General features: G+C 67.0%; 17 protein-coding genes. 7 read left to right on the top strand and 10 right to left on the bottom strand.

Annotated features, from left to right (window positions below):
- Window positions 1–153 precede the first annotated feature (153 nt).
- Both dapA and BM252_RS01090 read left to right on the top strand, forming a co-directional pair.
- Window positions 154–1,110 carry a 4-hydroxy-tetrahydrodipicolinate synthase gene (gene dapA, locus BM252_RS01095; protein WP_093382444.1) on the top strand — a complete coding sequence of 319 codons (957 nt, stop codon included), beginning with the start codon at window positions 154–156 and terminating at the stop codon, window positions 1,108–1,110.
- Window positions 1,107–1,670: a hypothetical protein gene (locus tag BM252_RS01090; RefSeq protein WP_093382442.1), complete on the top strand. Its 564-nt coding sequence runs from the start codon at window positions 1,107–1,109 to the stop codon at window positions 1,668–1,670. The genes dapA and BM252_RS01090 overlap by 4 nt, the downstream gene beginning before the upstream one ends.
- Before the next feature lie 174 nt (window positions 1,671–1,844).
- Here the strand turns inward: BM252_RS01090 and BM252_RS01085 are convergent, their stop codons facing one another.
- From BM252_RS01085 to BM252_RS01075, 3 genes are all read right to left on the bottom strand, one after another.
- The gene (locus BM252_RS01085) at window positions 1,845–2,579 is read right to left on the bottom strand and encodes a TorF family putative porin (protein ID WP_093382439.1); all 735 of its coding nucleotides are present in this window, start codon (window positions 2,577–2,579) and stop codon (window positions 1,845–1,847) included.
- Between the two features lie 78 nt (window positions 2,580–2,657).
- Complete coding sequence (locus BM252_RS01080; protein WP_093382437.1) at window positions 2,658–3,302, bottom strand: ParA family protein; 645 nt, start codon at window positions 3,300–3,302, stop codon at window positions 2,658–2,660.
- A complete protein-coding gene (locus BM252_RS01075) occupies window positions 3,299–3,649 on the bottom strand; it encodes a hypothetical protein (RefSeq protein WP_093382434.1) in 351 nt (116 codons plus the stop codon). Before BM252_RS01075 ends, BM252_RS01080 begins: the two co-directional genes overlap by 4 nt.
- A gap of 370 nt (window positions 3,650–4,019) precedes the next feature.
- On the opposite strand from BM252_RS01075, the gene BM252_RS01070 reads away from it, so the two are divergent.
- The gene (locus BM252_RS01070) at window positions 4,020–6,017 is read left to right on the top strand and encodes a DNA topoisomerase IV subunit B (protein WP_093382432.1); all 1,998 of its coding nucleotides are present in this window, start codon (window positions 4,020–4,022) and stop codon (window positions 6,015–6,017) included.
- A gap of 39 nt (window positions 6,018–6,056) precedes the next feature.
- Window positions 6,057–8,408: a DNA topoisomerase IV subunit A gene (parC, locus tag BM252_RS01065; protein WP_093382429.1), complete on the top strand. Its 2,352-nt coding sequence runs from the start codon at window positions 6,057–6,059 to the stop codon at window positions 8,406–8,408.
- 110 nt (window positions 8,409–8,518) lie between these two features.
- Here the strand turns inward: parC and BM252_RS01060 are convergent, their stop codons facing one another.
- Window positions 8,519–9,154, bottom strand: coding sequence for an FMN-dependent NADH-azoreductase (locus BM252_RS01060; protein WP_093382427.1), 636 nt, complete (start codon window positions 9,152–9,154; stop codon window positions 8,519–8,521).
- A 126-nt stretch (window positions 9,155–9,280) separates the two neighbouring features.
- Between BM252_RS01060 and BM252_RS01055 the strand changes: the two genes are divergently transcribed.
- Window positions 9,281–10,264, top strand: coding sequence for a LysR family transcriptional regulator (locus tag BM252_RS01055; RefSeq protein WP_245774021.1), 984 nt, complete (start codon window positions 9,281–9,283; stop codon window positions 10,262–10,264).
- A gap of 135 nt (window positions 10,265–10,399) precedes the next feature.
- On the opposite strand, the gene BM252_RS01050 is transcribed toward BM252_RS01055, so the two are convergent.
- Window positions 10,400–10,882 (bottom strand): hypothetical protein, encoded by a 483-nt coding sequence (locus tag BM252_RS01050; protein WP_093382424.1) that lies wholly within the window; start codon window positions 10,880–10,882, stop codon window positions 10,400–10,402.
- A 227-nt stretch (window positions 10,883–11,109) separates the two neighbouring features.
- Window positions 11,110–12,552: an IgA Peptidase M64 gene (locus BM252_RS01045; RefSeq protein WP_093382421.1), complete on the bottom strand. Its 1,443-nt coding sequence runs from the start codon at window positions 12,550–12,552 to the stop codon at window positions 11,110–11,112.
- 32 nt (window positions 12,553–12,584) lie between these two features.
- On the opposite strand from BM252_RS01045, the gene BM252_RS01040 reads away from it, so the two are divergent.
- Window positions 12,585–13,166 (top strand): IS1096 element passenger TnpR family protein, encoded by a 582-nt coding sequence (locus BM252_RS01040; protein WP_093382419.1) that lies wholly within the window; start codon window positions 12,585–12,587, stop codon window positions 13,164–13,166.
- A 154-nt stretch (window positions 13,167–13,320) separates the two neighbouring features.
- Here BM252_RS01040 and BM252_RS01035 read toward each other — a convergent pair whose 3' ends face one another.
- Window positions 13,321–13,983 carry a hypothetical protein gene (locus BM252_RS01035; protein WP_139236236.1) on the bottom strand — a complete coding sequence of 221 codons (663 nt, stop codon included), beginning with the start codon at window positions 13,981–13,983 and terminating at the stop codon, window positions 13,321–13,323.
- A 22-nt stretch (window positions 13,984–14,005) separates the two neighbouring features.
- Window positions 14,006–14,959, bottom strand: coding sequence for a LysR family transcriptional regulator (locus tag BM252_RS01030; protein WP_093382414.1), 954 nt, complete (start codon window positions 14,957–14,959; stop codon window positions 14,006–14,008).
- 215 nt (window positions 14,960–15,174) lie between these two features.
- Between BM252_RS01030 and BM252_RS01025 the strand changes: the two genes are divergently transcribed.
- The gene (locus BM252_RS01025) at window positions 15,175–15,939 is read left to right on the top strand and encodes a sulfite exporter TauE/SafE family protein (protein WP_093382411.1); all 765 of its coding nucleotides are present in this window, start codon (window positions 15,175–15,177) and stop codon (window positions 15,937–15,939) included.
- Window positions 15,940–16,025: 86 nt separating this feature from the next.
- Here the strand turns inward: BM252_RS01025 and BM252_RS01020 are convergent, their stop codons facing one another.
- Window positions 16,026–17,285, bottom strand: coding sequence for a cyanophycinase (locus BM252_RS01020; protein ID WP_093382409.1), 1,260 nt, complete (start codon window positions 17,283–17,285; stop codon window positions 16,026–16,028).
- A gap of 158 nt (window positions 17,286–17,443) precedes the next feature.
- Window positions 17,444–20,215: a TonB-dependent receptor gene (locus BM252_RS01015; RefSeq protein ID WP_093382406.1), complete on the bottom strand. Its 2,772-nt coding sequence runs from the start codon at window positions 20,213–20,215 to the stop codon at window positions 17,444–17,446.
- Between the last annotated feature and the right edge of the window lie 20 nt (window positions 20,216–20,235).

Raw genomic sequence — 20,235 nt, 5'->3', positions numbered from 1 at the left:
CGCGGGCGCGCCGCCACGGCGCCATTGCCGAGATGTATTGAAACGCCGCGGCGGACGGCGTTTACGCCTTGTTTACCATCGCGGCGCGACTATTTAGACTCTTTTTACGGGGGAAGGACTACCCTTTCCATACCCCAACAGCAGAGAGTCGGTATGTCAAGTCCGCGTTTTTCCCATCGCAGCGCGCCGCTGCGTGGCATCTGGGTGCCGCTGGTCACGCCGCTGCGTGACGGCGAAGTCGACCTGAACCGCCTGCAGTTGCTGGCCGACCGCATCATCAAGCAAGGCGTGCACGGCCTGGTGGTCTGTGGCAGCACCGGCGAGGCGGCCCAGCTCGACCTGGCCGAGCAAGGCTCGGCGCTGGCCGCCGTGCTGGAGACGGCCGGCAAGCGCTGCCCCGTCATGATGGGCATCAGCGGCGCCGACACCTACGCCGCAGCCAGCAAGGCGCTGCAGTTCGACGAGCTCGAGCTGGCCGGCTACCTGGTCTCCACGCCGTGCTATGTGCGGCCCTCGCAGGACGGCCTGCGCCGCCACTTCGAGGTGATCGCCGACGCCACCGGGCAGCGCATCGTGCTCGACAACGTGCCGGCCCGCAGCGGCGCCAACCTGGCGCCGGCCACCGCGCGCCAGCTGGCCGAGCGGCCCCAGTTCGCCGCCATCAAGGAGGCCGGCGGCAACTTGCAACAGATAAGCGACCTGGTCGAGCAGACCCCGCTGGCCGTGCTGTGCGGCGACGACGCCCTGCTGTTCGGCGCCCTGTGCGCCGGCGGCCACGGCGCCATCTCGGCGGCGGCGCACATCCGCCCCGACCTGTACGTGCAGTTGTACGACCTGGTGCGCGCCGGGCGCCTCGACGCCGCGCGCGCCCTGTTCCGCCGCCTGCAGCCGCTGATCCATCTGCTCTACGCCGAACCGAACCCGGCGCCCTTGAAGGCGGCGCTGGCGCGCCAGGGTCTGCTGCGCGACGAGCTGCGCCAGCCGCTCACGCCGGCCAGCGCGGCCAGCCGCGCCGGCCTGGCCTGCGCCGTCGACGCGCTGATGGCGCTGCCCAGCTATCCGCCCGAGTCTTTCCGCCTGCCGCAGGTGGCCACCGTGGGGGCCATGTGATCGTCGCCCTGACCGGCACGGACGGCCATCAAGCGTCCGACCTGGCCCAGCAACTGGCCCAGCTGCGCGCCTCGGCCGGCAGCAAGGTGCTGCTGCTGTCGCGCCAGCACGGCCCGGCGCAGGTCGACCTGCGCCAGCCCTATGACGACGTGGTGATCGACATGGCCGACCACAAATACAGCGAGGCGACACTGGCCGCCGCCGGCGTCATCGTCGTGCTGATTCAACCGGACGAGCTGGAACGGCAGGACCACGGCGCCCTGCTGGGCCGCATCCAGCACGCGCAGGGGGCCAATCCGCAGGCCCAGGTGCTGGTGGCGGTGGGCCACACGGCGCAGGCGCTGACGCCGCACGAGGTCGGCTGCGTGCTGGTGTTCGTCGCGCAGATCGCCTCGGCGCGGCTGGTCGACACCCTGGTGCTGGGCGCCGGCGGCGCCTACCGCAGCCGCCACGGCGCGCCGGAGCTGGCCGAGCACAAGCGCGAGAAATCGCTCGGCGCGACCGAGCTGCGCCATCTGTACCGGCAGGTGTTCCAGCCGGCGCTGTCAACCGTCGATTGAGCGTTGACCCCGTACCCCGGATGCTGGGGTCGGACCCCGTACGGGGTCCGACCCCTTTCGGCCGCATTGCGGGGTGGCGCATCGAAGATCCGCGCACGCCAAAAACGGACCAACAAAAAAACGGGAGCAAGGGCATCGCCCCTGCTCCCGTTCTTCCTTGCGGCCGCTGGCGGCTTAGAAGGTCTTGCTGATGGTCAGAACCAGCGCGGTCTTGCCGAGGAACTTGCCGTTGACCGGCGAGCTGTAGGCTACTTCGCGGGCGTTGGTGCCGATCACGGCCAGCGCGCCGCTGACCACGCCGAAGTCCTTGGTGGCGCCGATTTTCCAGTCGGTGTAGTTGGCCAGGTCGCTGCCCTTGACCTTCTGGTGGCCGGCGTGCAGGTTGACGGTGAAACCGTTGCCGGCGTCGATGTTGGCGCCCAGGTCGACGTAGCCGCTGTTCTTGCTGTCGGCGTAGCCGAACAGGTTGGTCAGCGAGTGCGAGTACTTCAGATAGGCCGGGCCGTAGCCGACCTGGCCGTAGACCTCGGTGGTGTTGGCGCTGGTGGCCAGGCCGTTCGACGGGTACACATAGGTCAGCACGCCGACGTCGTAGGACACCTCGCTGGTGATCTGGCCGCGCTTGCCGGCGTACAGGTCGACCTCGATCTGGCCGCTGCCGCCGGCGTCCTTGGTCCATTTGATGTTCGACGCCCATGCGCCCACGTACAGGCCGGTCGGGTTGTTGACGTAGTCGACGCCGCCCTGCACGGCCGGCTTGACGCGGGTCTGCGAGATGCCGCGGAAGCGGTAGTCCGACACGACGCTGGCGTTGAAGCTGACTTCGTTGTCCGGCTTGATGTCCTCGGCATGGGCGTAGCTGCCGGCGAATGCTGCCATCACAGCTGTGGCGAGTATCAATTTCTTCATGATGCGGTCTTTCTTTTGGTGGGTGAAAAAACATGGCCGCCGGCGCGAACCGGCGGCCTGGAAAACGGGTCGAAACGACTAGGGGATGAAGACTTCCTTGTACAGCGCGTTCATCTCGGCGGCGGCGCGCACGTGGCAATCGGCCGCGTCGCAGACGCAGCGGCCACGGCCACAGGCCTGGTGCGCCGTCTGGTGGGCGTGGATGACGGTGCTGGCCAGGCTGGCCGACATGACGCGGGCGACGTAGGCGCGGATCGCCGCCGTCTCCTCCTCGTTCGGGTCGTGCTCGCCGCCGACGGTGACGAACAGCACGCGCAGGCCGGGGTTGAACATGCGCGCCGAATTGAGCCGGGCGATCAGCTTGTACTGGCTGGCCAGGTCGACCTGGTCGGCCGACACCGGCACCACCACCAGGCGCGCGGCGATCAGCGCGGCGCGGCTCTCGGGCGTGTCGCGGCCCTCGGTGTCGATCAAAATATCGTTGTAGTGCAGGCGCAGCGCCTCCAGCTCGGTCGCCAGGCCGCGTCCGCTGATGGCGCGCGCCGCCAGCTTGGGTTGCAGGCCGGCGGCGGCCCGTTCGCCGCTCCAGGTGCTGGAGGTCTTCTTCGGGTCGGTGTCGATCAACATCACCTTGCGGCCGCTGCGCGCACGCAGCAGCGCCAGGTTGTTGGCGACCACGGTCTTGCCGCTGCCGCCGTTCTGGTTGGCGATGGCAATGATCATTGCAGTCCCTGCCCCGCCACGCGCCGGCTGCCCGGCGTGGAGAAGCGGCCGAACTCGGCGCCGGGCAGCAGGCGCATCACCGCCTCCATCACCTGGCCCACCAGCGAGCGGCCGATGCACAACCACACCTTCATGCGGGTGCCGTGCTCGCAGGCCTCGATACGCATGAACTGCAGGGCGTCGCCGCACAGGCGGGTGACGGTTTGGCGCAGGGCGGTGACGGCGCCGGCGTCGACGGTCAGCTGCATCAGGCACACCGGCTGCGGCGCCTTGGCGGCCTGCCCGGCGTGTTCCTTGGCCCAAAACGAACGGCGCTGCGCCGGCTGCGTGTAGAAGAATGCGTGCATCGCCCACCTCCTGTTTCGATCAATTCGATATGAAGAAGCTTACCGATCCGGCCGTAAAAACAGTCTAAAAAGACGCTGGCGGGGTGTAAACGCGGCGTATAAATCGCGCCACGGACGGCGCCGCTGCGGCGCCGGTGCGACGCCGGTGCGACGCCGGCGGCGGCGATCAAGCGCACACAACTGTACGCGCATACAGTACAATTCCCGTCGCGACCGGCAGTTTGTGGGGAAAATCCCGCAAGCATTTGCAGTTTCACCATGAAATCTGCCCGTTTCCCGCCAAGGGATTGCCGCCGATCCGCCCTGTTGAGGATAGAATGCGCAGGCGTCCGCATAAACCAAGTATCGCTTTTACCCAGCTTGATCACGTATGGCCACTAAAAAACCAGCATCCGACTACAGCGAATCATCCATCCGCGTCTTGAAGGGCCTCGAGCCAGTCAAGCAACGTCCGGGCATGTATACCCGCACCGAAAATCCGCTGCACATCATCCAGGAAGTGATCGATAACGCCTCCGACGAGGCGCTTGGCGGCCATTGCAAGAACATCGCGGTGACCCAGAACGTCGACGGCTCCATCACCGTGGAGGACGACGGCCGCGGCATCCCGGTCGGCATCCACCCGGAAGAAGGCGTGCCGACCGTGGAAATCGTGTTCACCCGGCTGCACGCCGGCGGCAAGTTCGACAAGGGCTCCGGCGGCGCCTACGCCTTCTCCGGCGGCCTGCACGGCGTCGGCGTGTCGGTCACCAACGCGCTGTCGACGCGCCTGGAGATCACCGTCTGGCGCAAGGAGAACGACGGCAACGGCCTGCACCAGATGGCCTTCTCCGCCGGCGACGTGATCGAGCCGCTGACCTCGCGCCCCGCCCCGCGCGACGGCAAGAAGTCCGGCACCCGCGTCACCGCCTGGCCCGACCCGAAATACTTCGATTCGCCCGTCATCTCGCAGACCGAGCTGCAGCGCCTGCTGCGCTCGAAGGCCGTGCTGCTGCCCGGCGTGACCGTCACGCTGACCAACGCCAAGACCGGCGACGTGCAGACCTGGCAGTACAACGAGGGCCTGCGCGGCTACCTGACCGAGGCGCTGGCGCAGGGCTCGAGCGGCGAGACGCTGATCCCGCTGTTCGAGGGCGCCGGCTACGCCAGCGCCGAGACCGAGGGCTTCGCCGAGGGCGAGGGCGCGGCCTGGGTGGTGGCCTGGACCGAGGACGGCGGCGTGGTGCGCGAGTCCTACGTCAACCTGATCCCCACCTCCAACGGCGGCACCCACGAGTCCGGCCTGCGCGACGGCCTGTACGGCGCCGTCAAGAGCTTCGTCGAGATGCACTCGCTGCTGCCCAAGGGCGTCAAGCTGCTGCCCGAGGACGTGTTCGCACGCGTCTCCTTCGTGCTGTCGGCCAAGGTGCTCGATCCGCAGTTCCAGGGCCAGATCAAGGAGCGCCTGAACTCGCGCGACGCGGTGCGCCTGGTGTCGAGCGTGGCCAAGCCGCCGCTCGAGCTGTGGCTGAACCAGCACGTCGAATACGGCAAGAAGCTGGCCGAACTGGTCATCAAGCAGGCGCAGTCGCGCCTGCGCTCGCTGCAAAAGGTCGAGAAGAAGAAGTCCTCCGGCGTCGCCGTTTTGCCCGGCAAGCTGACCGACTGCGAATCGTCCGACATCCAGCGCAACGAACTGTTCCTGGTCGAGGGCGACTCGGCCGGCGGCTCGGCCAAGATGGGCCGCGACAAGGAGTTCCAGGCCATCCTGCCGCTGCGCGGCAAGGTGCTGAACTCCTGGGAGACCGACCGCGACCGCCTGTTCGCCAACAACGAGATCCACGACATCTCCGTGGCCATCGGCGTCGACCCGCACAGCTTCGCCGACTCGCCCGACCTGTCCGGTCTGCGCTACGGCAAGATCTGCATCCTGTCGGATGCGGACGTGGACGGCTCGCACATCCAGGTGCTGCTGTTGACGCTGTTCTTCAAGCACTTCCCGGCGCTGATCGCGCACGGCCACATCTGCATCGCCCGGCCGCCGCTGTTCCGCGTCGACGCGCCGGCGCGCGGCAAGAAGCCGATCCAGAAGCTGTACGCGCTCGACTCGGGCGAGCTGGTGGCGATCGAGGACAAGCTGCGCAAGGACGGCGTCAAGGACGGCGCCTGGTCGATCTCCCGCTTCAAGGGCCTGGGCGAGATGAACGCCGAGCAGCTGTGGGAAACCACCATGAACCCGGACACCCGCCGCCTGCTGCCGGTGTCGCTGGGCGAGTTCGCCCACACCGAGTCGGCCGCCCGCTTCAACATGCTGATGGGGAAAGGCGAAGCCGCCGCCCGCCGCGCCTGGATCGAGGAACACGGCAACGAGGCCGAGGCCGACATCTAAGCCGCCATCGCACACTAGAATCCGCACACCGAATACACCATGACACAAGCAAACCTCTTTGAAGAACAGCTGCCCGACCCGGACGACTCCGGCCTGCCGGGCGGCCCCAACGGCGGCGACGGCGGCGAAACGCTGACCCTTTCGACCTTCGCCGAACGCGCCTACCTCGACTACGCCATCTCGGTGGTCAAGGGCCGCGCCCTGCCCGACGTCTGCGACGGCCAGAAGCCGGTGCAGCGCCGCATCCTGTTCTCGATGAACGAACTGGGCCTGACCGCCAGCGCCAAGCCGCGCAAATCGGCGACGGTGGTCGGCGACGTGCTGGGCAAACTGCACCCGCACGGCGACCAGTCGGTCTACGACGCGCTGGTGCGCATGGCGCAGGACTTCTCGCTGCGCTATCCGCTGATCGACGGCCAGGGCAACTTCGGCTCGCGCGACGGCGACGGCGCGGCGGCGATGCGTTACACCGAGGCGCGCCTAACTCCGATCGCCCGTCTGCTGATGGACGAGATCAACCTCGGCACGGTCGACTTCCAGGCCAACTACGACGGCTCCTCCGAGGAGCCGTGCCTGCTGCCGGCGCGTCTGCCGATGGTGCTGCTGAACGGCGCCTCCGGCATCGCCGTCGGCCTGGCCACCGAGATCCCCTCGCACAACCTGGTCGAGGTGGCACAGGCGGCGGTGGCGCTGATCCGCAATCCGAAGATGAGCCACGCCGAGCTGATGGCGATGGTGCCCGGCCCCGACTTCCCCGGCGGCGGCCAGATCATCACCCCGCCGGCGCAGATCGCCGACATGTACGCCAACGGCCGTGGCAGCATGAAGGTGCGGGCGCGCTGGAAAATCGAAGAGCTGGCCCGTGGCCAATGGCAGGCGGTGGTCACCGAACTGCCGCCGGGCACCTCGTCGCAGAAGGTGCTCGAGGAGATCGAGGAGCTGACCAATCCGAAGATCAAGCTGGGCAAGAAGGCGCTGTCGCCCGAGCAGGTGGCCCTGAAATCGCTGATCCTCAACTCGCTCGACACCATCCGCGACGAGTCCGGCCGCGCCGCCCCGGTGCGCCTGGTGTTCGAGCCGAAGTCGAAGAACCAGGACCAGACCGAGTTCATGCTGATGCTGCTGGCGCACACCTCGCTCGAATCGTCCGCCTCGATCAACCTGGTGATGATCGGCGGCGACGGCCGGCCGCGCCAAAAGGGCCTGGGCGACATCCTGCAGGAGTGGATCGACTTCCGCTTCGAGACGGTGACCCGGCGCACCCGCTACAAGCTGGGCAAGGTCGACGACCGCATCCATATTCTGGAGGGCCGCGAGACCATCCTGTTGAATATCGACGAGGTGATCCAGATCATCCGCAACTCGGACGAGCCGAAGGCCGCGCTGATGGCGCGCTTCAAGCTGTCCGACCGCCAGGCCGAGGATATTCTTGAGATCCGCCTGCGCCAACTGGCGCGTTTGGAAGCCATCAAGATCCAGCAGGAGCTGGCCGATCTGCGCAAGGAACGCCAGTCGCTGCAAGACCTGCTGGAGAACCCGGGTTCGATGAAGCGCGCCATCATCCGCGAGATCGAAGCCGACACCAAGACCTTCGGCGACCCGCGCCGCACCCTGATCGAAGAGGCGCAGAAGGCCGTGGCGGAGCAGAAGGTGGTGGACGAACCGGTCACCGTCATCATCTCCGAAAAAGGCTGGATCCGCGCCCGCACCGGCATCGGCCACGACGCCGCCCTGTTCACCTTCAAGGCGGGCGACTCGCTGTACGGCGCCTTCGAGTGCCGCACGGTCGACACCCTGCTCGGCTTCGGCAGCAACGGCAAGGTGTATTCCGTGCCGGTGGCCGCCCTGCCCAACGCGCGCGGCGACGGCGTGCCGATCACCACGCTGGTCGATTTGACCGGCGGCGCGCGCATCCTGCACTTCTACGCCGGCCCGGCCGACACGCAACTGCTGCTGGCCTCCAGCGCGGGCTACGGCTTCATCGCCAAGGCCTGCGACATGGTCAGCCGGCTCAAGGGCGGCAAGTCCTTCATCACGCTCGACGAGGGCGCCGTGCCGCTGCCGCCGAGCGTGGTGGAAGACAAGGCCAGCGCCGTCGCGGTGGTCTCCGAGCAGGCCCGCCTGCTGGTGTTCGGCCTCGACGAGATGAAGGTGCTGACCAACGGCGGCCGTGGCGTGATCCTGATGGAGCTGGAGGACAAGGAAACCTTGGTGGCCGCCCGCGCCATCAGCCAGAAGGGCGTGATCGTCTCGGGCATGGGTCGCGGCGCCAAGCCGCAGGACCTGAGCCTGTCGGCCTCCACGTTGGCGGTCCACATCGGCAAGCGCGCCCGCAAGGGCAAGGCGCTGGCCTCGAAGATCAAGCCGGAGAAGCTGACCGCGATCGTCTGATCGCGCCCGGCCGCAGCACGGCCAGCATAAAAAAAACCGGCCCGCCATCACTGGCGCGCCGGTCTTTTTTCATAGTTGCGGGAGCTTGGCGGCGCATCCGCCGCCGCGCTTCATTCCACCAGGGAGTAGTCGCTCGCGGCGGCCTGCTCGATGGCGGGCTGCAGCTTGGCCAGGAAGGCGTCCATCGTCTGCTCGCGCAGGTCGACGGCCTTGGCGCCGCCACCGGCGACGACCGTCACATCGTCGATGCCGATCACGTTCAGGATGAGGCGCAAATACCCAGTCGCGATGTCGCGGTCGCGTATAGGCGATCCTTCGGTGTAGACGCCACCGGAGGCGAGCAGCACGGTCGCCTTCTTGCCGGTGACAAGACCCTTTCCGTCGAAGCCCAGCGTCAAGCCCTTGCGGACGATGTGGTCGATCCACGCCTTCAGCGCGGCCGGCACATTGTAGTTGTAGACCGGCGTGGCGATGACGAGGTGGTCGGCGGTGAGCAGTTCCGCGACCAACTCGTCGGATAGGCTCAAACGTTCCTTCATTTCCACCGTGAGTTGCGGACCGGGCGTGAAATAGGCCTGCAGCCAGGCGGCGGTGACAAACGGCAGCTCGGTTTCCGCGAGATCGCGGACGACCACTTCGCCGCCCGGATGGCCGGCCCGCCATTGTTCGACAAAATGGCGGGTCATTTGGCGCGAGACGGAGGCGTCGCCGCGTGGACTGGTTTCAACAACGAGAAGTTTGGTCATGAAAAGGCTCCTGGGAAAATGGCCCGCCGAAGCGAAAGCCGGAAGTCGGCTTGGCTGGCGCGAGTGGACAGAATTGCTTGCGTGAAGGCAGTGTAAGCATTCAGGAACTCCACCGTAAGTGATTAAATGATGATATTCTCGATCTTATTTTGTGATATATTGAGGTTGAATATGATCGGCAGCCTTACCCTTGACCAACTGCGCGTCCTCGTCACGATCGCCGACGCCGGCAGTTTTTCGGCCGCCGGTCGCATACTCAAACGGGTGCAATCGGCGATCAGCCAAACCGTCGCCACGCTGGAGGCGATCCAGGGCGTTGAGCTGTTCGACCGGCGCGGCCACCGACCGCAGTTGACCGACACCGGGCGCGTGCTGGTCGAGCAGGCGCGCCAGGTACTGGCGAGCGCGGCGCGCTTCGAGGCGGTGGCGGCGAACACCCGGGCGGGACTGGAGCCGGAACTGGTGCTCGCCATCGATCCCCTGGTCCCGACCATGCCTTTGATCGAAAGCCTGCGCGCGCTCAGCGATAAATTTCCGGATCTTCCGGTGAGTTTTTCGACCGAAGGCCTGGGAGGCTCGCTGCGGCGCCTACGCAGCGGCTCGGCCGCGCTGGCCATCTGTTTGCTCCTGCCCGCCGTGCCCGAGGACATCGTCGCCCACCCTCTGCTGCGGGTTGGCATGCGGCCGGTGGTGGCACCCACGCATCCGCTGGCGTCGCTCGCCGGGCCGGCCAGCGCGAACGATCTGGCGCCATACGTGCAGCTTGTGTTGTCCGACCCGATCGATCCCAACAGCGCGAACTACGGGCTGTCGAGCGCGCGACTGTGGCGCTTCGTCGACCTGGGGCGGCGGCTCGATTTTCTGCTTGCCGGATTCGGCTGGTGTCGGATGCCCGAGCATCTCGTGATGGAGCCGCTAAGGGCCGGGCTGCTGAAGGAGATTCAGATTCAAGACGATCCAACGCCACGTGATGGACTCACTATCTACGCCGCCCACCAGCGAGACCGTGCGCTTGGCCCGGCGGGGCGCTGGCTGCTGGAGGAACTCCAGCGGAATCTCAGCATACAGCCGCCGGCGGGTGTCGACACGAAGGCGGAGCTTGCCCTTTAGGTGCCGAGCCTCGCGCGCTGATCGCCGGACGCGGCAAGCCCACAATGAAAAAGACCGGCGCGCCAGTGGTGGCGGGCCGGTCTTTTTCATGCTCCGAACGGGCGCCTTGCGGCGCCCGCCGGATCTGGCGGCAGCTTAGTGCTTGGCTGCGGCTTCCTTGACTTCGGCAGCGCCCTTGGCCTTGGTGGCTTCGGTTTTGTTGGCCGCTTCTACCTTGTCGGCGGTGGCGTCGACGGTGGCCTTGATCGCTTTGGCGTCAGCCTTGACGATCTTCTTGTTGGCCTTTTCGTTGGCTTTGGCGTTGGTGTGCTCGGCCTTGGCCGCTTCCGTCATCTTGTCCTCAGGGTCGGCCAGAACCACCTTGGCGTGGGCCTTGGCTTTGGTTTTTTTGGCGTCATGGACCGCGTCGGAGGCTTTCTCGTCGGCTTTGGCGACAGCCTTGTTGGCCTTCTCGTCGGCCTTGGCGTCGACCTTCATTTCGGAGGCGACCGCCTTGGCGTTGGCCTTGTTGGCGCTGGCTTCGGCTTTCACCACGGCCGGCGTTTGCGGCGCCGGGGTTTGGGCCATCACGGCGGTGGCAAACAGAGTGCCGATCAGAGTAGCGAGTAATTTGTTCATGGTGTGTCCTTTGGGTTCGATGTGAAATCGGGAGTGATCAATTGCGGGCGGTTTGAATCCACCGCCTCGCGCTGCGCCCCGTGGTGAAGGAACGCCACAGCACAAGGCCAGAATAGGCCCATGCAGAGATACGCTCTGTTCGCTAGCGAACCCAAGACCAAAATAATAAAGGCCGGGGAAATCCCGGCCCTCCTTGTACTCTACTGCGCCGCGCCGCCGCGCCGCGCCTACTTCGCCGGCCCGGCGTACAGGTCGATGATGGTGCCAATGCCGTCCTGGCACACCGGGCAGAAGGCGTCGCTGCGGTCGAACATCAGGCACTGCATGGCCGGCCGGTAGTAGCCTGTGGCCTCGTAGTTGGCGCCCTCGAAGGCGCCGACCTTGCGCCGCTCGGGCGCCGTCGAGAACAACTGCTCGGTGTAGGCCAGGTCCTTGCGGAACAGCGCGTTCATCTCCGCCTCGGGACGGTTGGCGGCGCGCAGCGCGGCGCGCTGCTTCTGGTACTCGCGCGAGTGGGTCTCGTATTCCGCCTTCGGCCACGCGGTCGGCAGCGCCGTGCCGGCCTTGACGAACTTGCTCCACTTCAGATGCGCCGGGTCCTGCAGCGCGGTGGCGTTGGGCTCCCACGGTTCGATGCGCGCGCCGCCGGTCTGGTAAGCCACCGGCGAGGTGTAGTACTCGTCGGCCAGGCCGGCGAAGTGGTGGCCGAACTCGTGAACGAACAGGTAGTTGGCCCAGTCGTTGTTGGCCGCCGCCGTGCTGAACTGGCCGAAGATGCCGCCACCGCCGTAGGTGTCGTTGTTGACCAGGATCTCGATAAACTCATACGGCGCGTACTGCGCCAGCTCGCGCAGGGCGCGGTTGTCGGTGGTGAGCACATAGCGCTCGCTGCCGAAGATGTCGTAGCGGGTGCCCAGCGGCGAGGCGTGGTGCACGCCGGTCGACGGCCGCGACACGCCCGACTCCTGGGTCGGCAGCGCCAGCGCCCACACGTTGAAGTCGCGCGCCCGCTCGCGGAACGGCGACACCTTGAACAGGTGCTCGGCCAAGCGGCGCGCGCTGGCCTCGAACTTGGCCATCTCGGCCTTGGTGTAGCCGTCGCCGACGATCAGCAGGTCGACCTTGTCCGGCGAGGCGCCGCTGACGCGGATGGGAATCGGCTTGGCCGGCGCCGGCCCCTGCTTGCGCACCACGTCGAGCGCGTCGGTGTCGACCAGCGTGCTCCACGCCTCGACGAAGGCGTTCTGCGCGTCGCGCTTGAGGATGCGCACCTTGACCGGGCGCTCCGGCTTGGGGAAGCGCACCGACTCCTGGAAGCCGCGATTGCCGCGCTGCGCCTCGTCGGTGCTGCTCCACTCGCCGAAGATGGTGGAGAAACCGCGCGAGTACAGCAGCTTGCCGCTGGCCGCGTCCGTCACCTCGACCAGGTTCATGCCCCGGTTGCTCTGGTCGACGGTGCGCGCCATGTCGCCCGGCCACGGCAGCGGCTCGATGACGACGCGGTCGACGGCGTACTGCTCGCTCTTGGCGTTGCCGCTGTGTAGATAGTCGAGCCGCACGGTGGCCGGCTGGGCGGCCGCGGCCAGCGCCGGCGCCAGCGACGCGCTCAGCGCCAGCGCGCCGGCCAGCCGACGCAGGGAATGGGAGGGGCGGAACGAAGGGACGGGCATGGCGCTTCCTTGTAGGCGGACGTGGCGGAAAAATGAAACGTATTGTAATCTGCCGCATTGCGTCGGTTCGGACTTTAGCGAACAACAATGACAGGATGAACTCAAGCATCAATCGTCTGACGCGAGCGGCCGTCGACAACACAACATTTTCCGAGTGGAGAGCAAGAGCAATGAGTGCGATTTTCAAATTGACCATCGAGTGCGTCGGCGGCAGGTATCTTTATGCCCCCTATCATTTTGTGATGGAGGCCCCGGTCGAATTGGCGCTGGGAGAATTGGCAAGCTACATTCTCGACACGATAGACTTCGAGGGGGGCTATCACCTCGACGAGTTCTACCTCGCCAACAACAATCGAGGTAGGAAGACTTTTCTCACGCCGGACGGTGAGTGGAGCGGGGACGACGACACGCATGTGATGGCGATGCCTTTGTCCGCAGTCTTCCCGACGCCCAAGAACAAGAAGCTGTACTACCTTTACGATTTCGGGGCGTCATGGTGCTTCCAGATCAGCAAACAAGGTAAGCAAAAGGACGCGCTGGCCTCAACCGAGTATCCGCGCCTCGTTTCCGAGCATGGCGTGAAGCCGCAGGAGTACGGCGACGACGACATGTAGCAACGGCAGGGTCAGTGCCGACATTCGGACACGGACTCAACAGAATAACGAAACGTTTTTTTCAGGCTCCTCACTTGGAAGGGATGGTGCCAGACATACGGTTCAGGTCGTGTCCGAATGTCGGCACTGACCCCGGTTTCTCGCAGTAGCCGTTTTAGCGCGGGCAGCTGGTGACCTTGGTGCGCACGCCGTCCTTGAACGGGTCGCGGCCGCCGGTGACGGCGTTCGATTCCTTGTAGGCGCAGTAGGTGCCGCTCGGCGTGTGCACCTTGCTCATGCGGCTGCCGTCGTCCATCAGGACTTCTTCGACCGTTGTGGCCTGCCGCTTGAAGGCGCTGGCGATATTGCTGGCCAGTGCGGTCTGCTCGGCCATCGGCTTGCGGTCGGTCATGTTCAGGCTCTTGGCGCGCAGGTCGCGGTCGATGGCGCCGACGCTCTTCTTGGCGCGCTCGACCAGGCTGTCCGCGCCCAGCTTGGCGGCCGGCTGCGTCCAATCCGGCTCGGCAGGGGTGTTCGTCACCGCAGGCGCCTCGGCCACCGGCGCCACCATCGTTATCGGCTGCGGCTGGCGCTGCGCCGGCTCGCGCGCCGGTGACAGGGCGACGGTACGCCGCTCGCGCGCGCTGGCCGAAGTCGGCACCGGCGGCACCGACACCGGCGCGGCGGCGCGGCGTGGCGCGGGTGGCGCCAGGAAGACGATGTTGGTGCTGCGCGCGGCGAGCACCTGCGCGATCTGCGTGCGCGGCCGGGTGACGAGGTAGATGGTCAGCAAATGCAAGGCCGCCACGACGAGCAGGCCGATACCGCGCGATGCCACCACTGGTTTTCTCATCGCGTCGTTAACCTGGCTCGCGCGGCTCGCGCGCCGCCTCGTGCAGCCCGGCGATGGCCTGCGCGTCCTCGCGCACCGCCTCGAGGAACAGCCGCGCGCCCTTGCCCAGCCGGGGCGAGGCGGACACCGCGTGCATGCTCGGGTCCTGCCATTTGGACGAGGCCAGCCGGTAGGCCGGGCAGACCCGCACCAGCCGGCCGGCGGCCACCTCCGGCTCGGCCAGCCAGCCGGCCAGGCGGGCGATGCCGGCGCCCTCCAGCGCGGCCTGGAAGGTGGCGATGCCGGAGCTGAAGCGGTGGCGCGGCCGCGCCGTGTAGCGCAGCGTGCGCGCGCTGGAGACGAAGTACCAGTCGCGCAGGATGCGCGGCGCGGTGTGCACCACCATGTCGTGCGCCTCCAGCTGCTCCGGCTCCTGCGGCGTGCCGCCGCCCATGCGCGCCAGGTAAGCCGGCGCGGCGTACAAATGGCGGCGGTAGTCCCACAGCCGGTAGCCGATCAACTCGCTGGACTGCGGGAAGGCGCCGCGGATCGAAAAATCGAGCTGGTCCTCGACCGGGTCCAGGCTCTTGTCGGAGAAGCGGATGTCGACCATCACCTCGGGATACTGGCTGGAGAAGCGCGCCACCGTCTTCGGCAGGAAGCCCAGCGCCAGGATCTCCGGCGCCGAGATGCGCACCCAGCCCTGCGGCGCGGCGCCCAGCTCGGCCAGCTGGTCGAGCGCCTCGGCCTGGGTGGCCAGCAGGCGCTGGGCGAACAGGTGGTAGCACTCGCCGGCCGGGGTCAGGGTTAGCTGCTTCTGCGCCCGCAGGATCAGCTCGGTGCCGATCTCCTCCTCCAGGTGCTGCACGGCCCGCGTCATGGCGCTGGGCGAGCAGCCCAGCTGGCGGGCGGCGTGGATGAAGCTGCCCTTGTCGACCACGGTGCAAAAGGCGCGGATTTCCCACATCAGTTTGAGCGACATGCGGCGGCGGCTCCGGTGCTTGGTAAAAAAGCAAAGTGTCCTATCGATTGGCAAGAAACGCAAGGGGTAGATTGCGTTTTCCGCAATGGCCGGTTGCAACCACTCTGTTCCCCGCTACCTATAATCGGCCGCAGCAGTTCTCCGCCGGCGCCGCCGGCCTGCCACCGGATACCCACCACCATGACCACCTCCCCGTCGACCCGCGCGAGCCGCCCATGACCACCACCATCACCCTGCTCTGCCTGTTCGCCTTTTTCGCCGGCCTGATCGACGCTGCCGTCGGCGGCGGCGGCCTGATCCAAATTCCGGCCTTGTTCAACCTGCTGCCGAGCACCGCCTCGGCGGCCCTGCTGGGCACCAACAAGGTGGCCTCGGCCTGCGGCACGGCGTTCGCCGCACGCTCCTATGTCGGCCGGGTCAGCGTGCCCTGGCTGCTGGTGCTGCCGGCCGCCGTGGCCGCCTTCGCCATGGCCTTCCTCGGCGCCGCCGCCGTGTCCTATGTGCCGCAGCAGGTGGCGCGGCCGGTGGTGTTGGTGTTGATCGTGCTGATCGCCATCTACACCTTCATCAAGAAGGACTTCGGCCAGATGCAGACGGCGCGCGTGATCGGCCGCCGCGAGCGCCTGCTGGCGGTGGCCATCGGCGGCGCCATCGGCTTTTACGACGGGCTGTTCGGGCCGGGCGCGGGGAGTTTTTTGATCTTCCTGTTCATCCGCTTCTTCGGCTTCGACTTTATCTTGGCCTCGGCTTGCTCGAAGCTGGTCAATCTGTCGACGAATATCGCGGCGTTGGCGTTTTTCATTCCGGCCGGGAAGGTGTTGTACATGGTGGCAGCACCTATGGCGGTGTGCAATGTGCTCGGCGCGTTGACCGGCGCCTGGGTGGCGATGCGGCACGGCGCCGGCTTCGTGCGCGTGCTGTTTTTGCTGTTGTTGGTGATCTTGATCGTTAAGCTCAGTTACGACGTGTTCTTGCACTGAGGTGCGCTGGGGCGAAAGTCGAGGGTCAGACCCTTAGGGTCTGACCCTGGGTGGGTGCCGCCGGCTTCGGCGGCACCCACTGCGGCTTATTTGTAGCGGTACAGCGGTTGCTGCAGCTGGATGGGGCGGATGTCCAGGCGCAGCTTGAGCACCGAGTAGGCCTCGGCCTCGGTCGAGCTATAGCCGACGCTGTTGACGGTTTTGCTGAAGCGGAACTCGAAGCCGAGGTCGGGATACGGGTCGCGCGGGTTGCCGAAGGCGATGCCGATGGCCTCCTGCTGGGCGTTGTCGATCAAATTGCCCATCAGGTCGAGCACGGCGTTGTTGCCCAGGATGTCGTTGGTGAACACCGGCTCGCGCATGTCGGGCTGGTTCGGGTCGAGCTTGTTGTCGGCCTTGTCCGGCGAGGGGTAGAAGGTGCGCGAGACCAGGTTGAACTTGTCGCCCCGGTCCAGGTAGCTGATCGCCGCGTTGCTGATGTTGAAGCCCTTGACGCCACGGTCGGTGATGGCGCGCGACAGGTCGATCAGCAGCGCGCCGCTGTAGCCGATGATCTCGACGTCGCGGTTGGCGCTGACCACCATGGCGCTGTTCTCGTCGATGCCCAGGCCGATCTGGTAGCCCTTCTTGAGCATCACCGGGATCATGCGGGCGAAGCGGCCGCGCACCAGCAGGTGCTGGTCGACGAAGACGTCGCCGCCGATGAAGCCGAGGCCGGGGGCGATCTCGCGGCCGTCGGTGACGCCCAGCTTGAGCATGTCGAGCACCGGCTTGGCGTCGTAGAACATGGTGGTGCTCATGATGGCGGCGCCGGCGCTGGAGCCGGCGATCACGCCGCCGCCACGGTACACCGCCCACACCGCCTCGAGCGCGGCGGTGCGGTTGCCGTCCTCGCGCACCAGCGCCTGGGTGATGCGCGACTGGTCGCCGCCGGCGAAGTAGATGCCGCTGGCCGAGCGGATGTCGGCGACGATGGTCGGGTTCTCGGCCGCCTGGCGGTAGTCGCTGCCGGCCAGCTTGACGCCGATCGGCACGAAGAAGGCGTCGGCGCCGTACTGGGTCAGCTTGGCGATCACGCCCTGCGCCGACTTCTCCGGGTTGATCGAGGCGGCGCCGAACACGGCGATGCGCGCGCCCTTGCCGCCGGACAGCTTGACGATGCGCTGCCAGACCTCGGCGTTGTCGGCGCGCAGGCCGCCGCCGATGATCACCAGCGTGCCCTGCGGCGCCGGCACGGCGGCGCGCGAGGCGGCCGGCGAGGCGTTGGCGGCCTGCACGCCGACGACGGCAATGCAGGCCAGGAAGGCGACGCACAGGCGCCGGATCGATGATGCAACTGGTTTCATACTCATTCTCCTACGAACAAAAGTTTCTTACGGCTTGCCGGGGGGCCGGCTTCTCCCCCGCAAACCAGGGGTCTGACCCCGCATGGGGTCAGACCCCGACCGTGGCGCACAGCGGGGTGGGGTTTCCCCCGCTCAGACTACCCGCCCATCCTTAAGGCTTACTTGAAGGCGTAGCTGGCCGCCAAATAATAGCGGCGGCCGCGCGGATCGGTGTAGCTCGGATCGTAGCCCGACAGGAAATGGTAGGCCTGGTTCGAGTACGGCGGGCTGGTGTCGAACAAATTCTGCACGCCGGCGCGCAGTTTGAACTGCTTGCTGACGGCGTAGGATCCGGTCAAATCCCACAATGAGTAGGCCTTGACCTTGTTCGGCGCCACCACGCTGCCGTCGTCGATGTTGATCGCCGAGTTCTGGTCGGTGTAGCCGCTCGAATAGCTGTTGAGCAGGCTCAGCGACAGCGGCCCCTGGTCCCAGTCCAGGCTGATGCTGTGGCGCCAGCGCTGCACCACGCCGTCGGTGACGAAGGCGTTCAAGTTGCTGATGTAGGCGTCGCCCGGGTTGGTCTGCAACTTGGACTGCAACACGTAGGTGCCGTTCAGGCGGGCGCCGAAGGTGCCCCAGGCGCTGCGCAGGCCGTGCAGGTCAAGCGCCAGGTCGAGGCCGCTGGCCAGCTGGGCGCCGCGGTTCTCCTTGCGCAGCTCGATGTAGTCGATGGCGCCGTCCTCGTCGCGGTGCACCAGGCTGCCGTACTTGGCCAGGTTGCCGAGGATGACGTCGTCGCCGATCTCGCTGATCAGGTCGCTGCGCTTGATGTTCCAGTAGTCCAGGCTGGCGCTCCACAGCTTGCTCGGCTCGAACACCGCGCCCAGCGACAATTGCCGGCTGTGCTCGGGCTTGAGTTCGACGTTGCTGTAGCGCCGGGTCGCCCAGTTGTCGGCGCAGTCGGCGTAGTTGTTGCCCTCGGCGGCGCACTTGACCGGGTCGGGCAGGGTCGCCGTCTGGCTGTAGACGGTGGGGCGGAACAGGTCGGACATGGACGGCGCGCGGAAGCCCTTGCCGGCCGAGGCGCGCAGCAGCAGCGTGTTGCTCGGCGTGTAGGTCAGGCCCAGCTTGGGGCTGAAGGCGCCGCCGACCACCTGGTAGTGGTCGTAGCGCGACGACAGTTGCGCCTGCCATTGCTTGGAGAACGGCAGCAGCAGTTCGCCGAACACGCCGGCCACCCGGCGCGAGTCGCTGGTGGCGCGGCCGCCCTCGGGGGCGTCGTCGTTGTTGATGTTGTTGCTCATGAGCAGGGCCGACGGCGTGAAGTCGGTGCGCTCGCGGCGCACCTCGCCGCCCAGCGCCAGCGCCAGGTCGCCGCCGCCCATGGCCAGCAGCGCGCGCGAGGCCTTGAAGTCGAGCGCGTCCATGGTGCCACGGGCGTGGCGCACGTCGTCGTTGACCTGGATGCTGTCGAGCAGCGCCACGCCGGCCGCGCCGGACGGGCCGAAGGGGTTGATGCGGCCGTCGGCGATGCCCTCCTTGAGCTTGTCGTACAGCAGGTAGCCGTGGGTGTCCTTGTCGGAAATGGTGCTGACGCTGTGGTTCAGGCCGACGTCGTAGTCCCAGCCGCCCAGCACGCCGTTGAGGCCGACCACGACGCGGCTGCTGCTGCTGGTCAGTTCGCTGGTGCGGCGGCCGGCCTCGTTGAGGCGGATGCGCAGCTCGAGTTGCTCGGGGTCGTCGTCGTCGACGTTGATCAGGCCGCTGTTGGCCAGCGCCGGCACCTTGCGGTAGTCGATGCTGGCGTTGACCCGCGCCGCCGAGCCGACGTACCAGGTGCGCGCCCGGCTCAGCGCCACTTCGGCGTAGAGCTGGTGGTCGGCGCCGAGCTTGACGACGCCACGGCTGAGCAGGTTCTGCTTCTCCGACTTGGGATACAGCTCGGTGTCGCCCATGTAGTCGTAGGTGCAGGCGTCGACGCCGCCGGTGCCGGCCGGCAGGTACAGATTGGCCGGCGCGGCGCAGCCGGGAATCGACAGGTTGATCATGCGGTTGGTGATCGGCTTGCCGTTCAACAGGAAGTTGTTCTCCTGCAGGTAGTCGCGCTGGGCGCCGCTCAGGCGGATGTTGGCCGGGCCGGTGTAGCTCGACAGCAGGTGGCCGAGCCGCCGCGGCACCTGCAGCTCGCCGACGAACTTGCGCTGCGAGGTGCTGAGGCGCTCGGTGTTCTGCACGTCGAGCACGGCGAAGACGTTGTAGCCGTCGCTGTCGATATTGCCGTGGCCGGCGCTGACGCTGGCGGTGCGCTTGCCGGCGCCGCCCTCGCGGGTGTTCATGGCCGAGGCGTTCAGCTCGACGCCCTGGAAGTCCTTGCGGGTGATGAAGTTGATGACGCCGCCGATGGCGTCGGTGCCGTACAGCGAGGAGGCGCCGTCGAGCAGCACCTCGACGCGCTGCAGCGCGGCGGCCGGGATGTTGTTGAGGTCGACGCCGGCGTCGTCGCCGGGCGAGGCGAAGTTGGCCATGCGCCGGCCGTTCAGCAGCACCAGCGTGGACGAGGTGCCGATGCCGCGCAGGTTGGCGCTGTTGAAGCCGCGCTGGTCGCCGCCGACGTTGATGCTGGCGCCGTCGCTCAGGCCGCCGACGTTGGCGGCCAGGCGCGCCATCAGCTCGGCGGCGGTGGTCACGCCGGCCTTGTCGATGTCGGCGCGGGTGATCACCTGCACCGGCAGCGCCGTCTCCGTCTCAAGCCGCTTGATGGCCGAGCCGGTGATCTCGATGCGCTGGATCTTTTCCGCCACCTCGGACTGCGCCCAGGCCGGCTGGGCCAGCGCGCCGGCGGCGGCCGTCAGGCCCAGCGCCAGGCGCAGCGCGCGCGCCAGCGGCAGTTGCCGTGGCAATGGACGATGCTGTTGTTCTTGCGGTTCTTGGTGTTCTTGGTATGCCATTCAAACGCTCCCCAGTGTGT

The organism is Rugamonas rubra (assembly GCF_900114705.1).
Lineage (GTDB): Bacteria > Pseudomonadota > Gammaproteobacteria > Burkholderiales > Burkholderiaceae_D > Rugamonas > Rugamonas rubra.
The sequence above is the reverse complement of the archived record's forward strand: the minus strand, read 5'-3'. Positions and strand labels throughout refer to the sequence as shown.

Bases quoted from the DNA above. Each gene is read 5' to 3' on its own strand.
- dapA (WP_093382444.1), top strand. From the start codon at position 154: ATGTCAAGTCCGCGTTTTTCCCATCGCAGCGCGCCGCTGCGTGGCATC.
- BM252_RS01085 (WP_093382439.1), bottom strand. From the start codon at position 2,579: ATGAAGAAATTGATACTCGCCACAGCTGTGATGGCAGCATTCGCCGGC.
- BM252_RS01080 (WP_093382437.1), bottom strand. From the start codon at position 3,302: ATGATCATTGCCATCGCCAACCAGAACGGCGGCAGCGGCAAGACCGTG.
- BM252_RS01075 (WP_093382434.1), bottom strand. From the start codon at position 3,649: ATGCACGCATTCTTCTACACGCAGCCGGCGCAGCGCCGTTCGTTTTGG.
- BM252_RS01070 (WP_093382432.1), top strand. From the start codon at position 4,020: ATGGCCACTAAAAAACCAGCATCCGACTACAGCGAATCATCCATCCGC.
- parC (WP_093382429.1), top strand. From the start codon at position 6,057: ATGACACAAGCAAACCTCTTTGAAGAACAGCTGCCCGACCCGGACGAC.
- BM252_RS01060 (WP_093382427.1), bottom strand. From the start codon at position 9,154: ATGACCAAACTTCTCGTTGTTGAAACCAGTCCACGCGGCGACGCCTCC.
- BM252_RS01055 (WP_245774021.1), top strand. From the start codon at position 9,281: ATGATGATATTCTCGATCTTATTTTGTGATATATTGAGGTTGAATATG.
- BM252_RS01050 (WP_093382424.1), bottom strand. From the start codon at position 10,882: ATGAACAAATTACTCGCTACTCTGATCGGCACTCTGTTTGCCACCGCC.
- BM252_RS01045 (WP_093382421.1), bottom strand. From the start codon at position 12,552: ATGCCCGTCCCTTCGTTCCGCCCCTCCCATTCCCTGCGTCGGCTGGCC.
- BM252_RS01040 (WP_093382419.1), top strand. From the start codon at position 12,585: ATGAAACGTATTGTAATCTGCCGCATTGCGTCGGTTCGGACTTTAGCG.
- BM252_RS01030 (WP_093382414.1), bottom strand. From the start codon at position 14,959: ATGTCGCTCAAACTGATGTGGGAAATCCGCGCCTTTTGCACCGTGGTC.
- BM252_RS01025 (WP_093382411.1), top strand. From the start codon at position 15,175: ATGACCACCACCATCACCCTGCTCTGCCTGTTCGCCTTTTTCGCCGGC.
- BM252_RS01020 (WP_093382409.1), bottom strand. From the start codon at position 17,285: ATGAAACCAGTTGCATCATCGATCCGGCGCCTGTGCGTCGCCTTCCTG.
- BM252_RS01015 (WP_093382406.1), bottom strand. From the start codon at position 20,215: ATGGCATACCAAGAACACCAAGAACCGCAAGAACAACAGCATCGTCCA.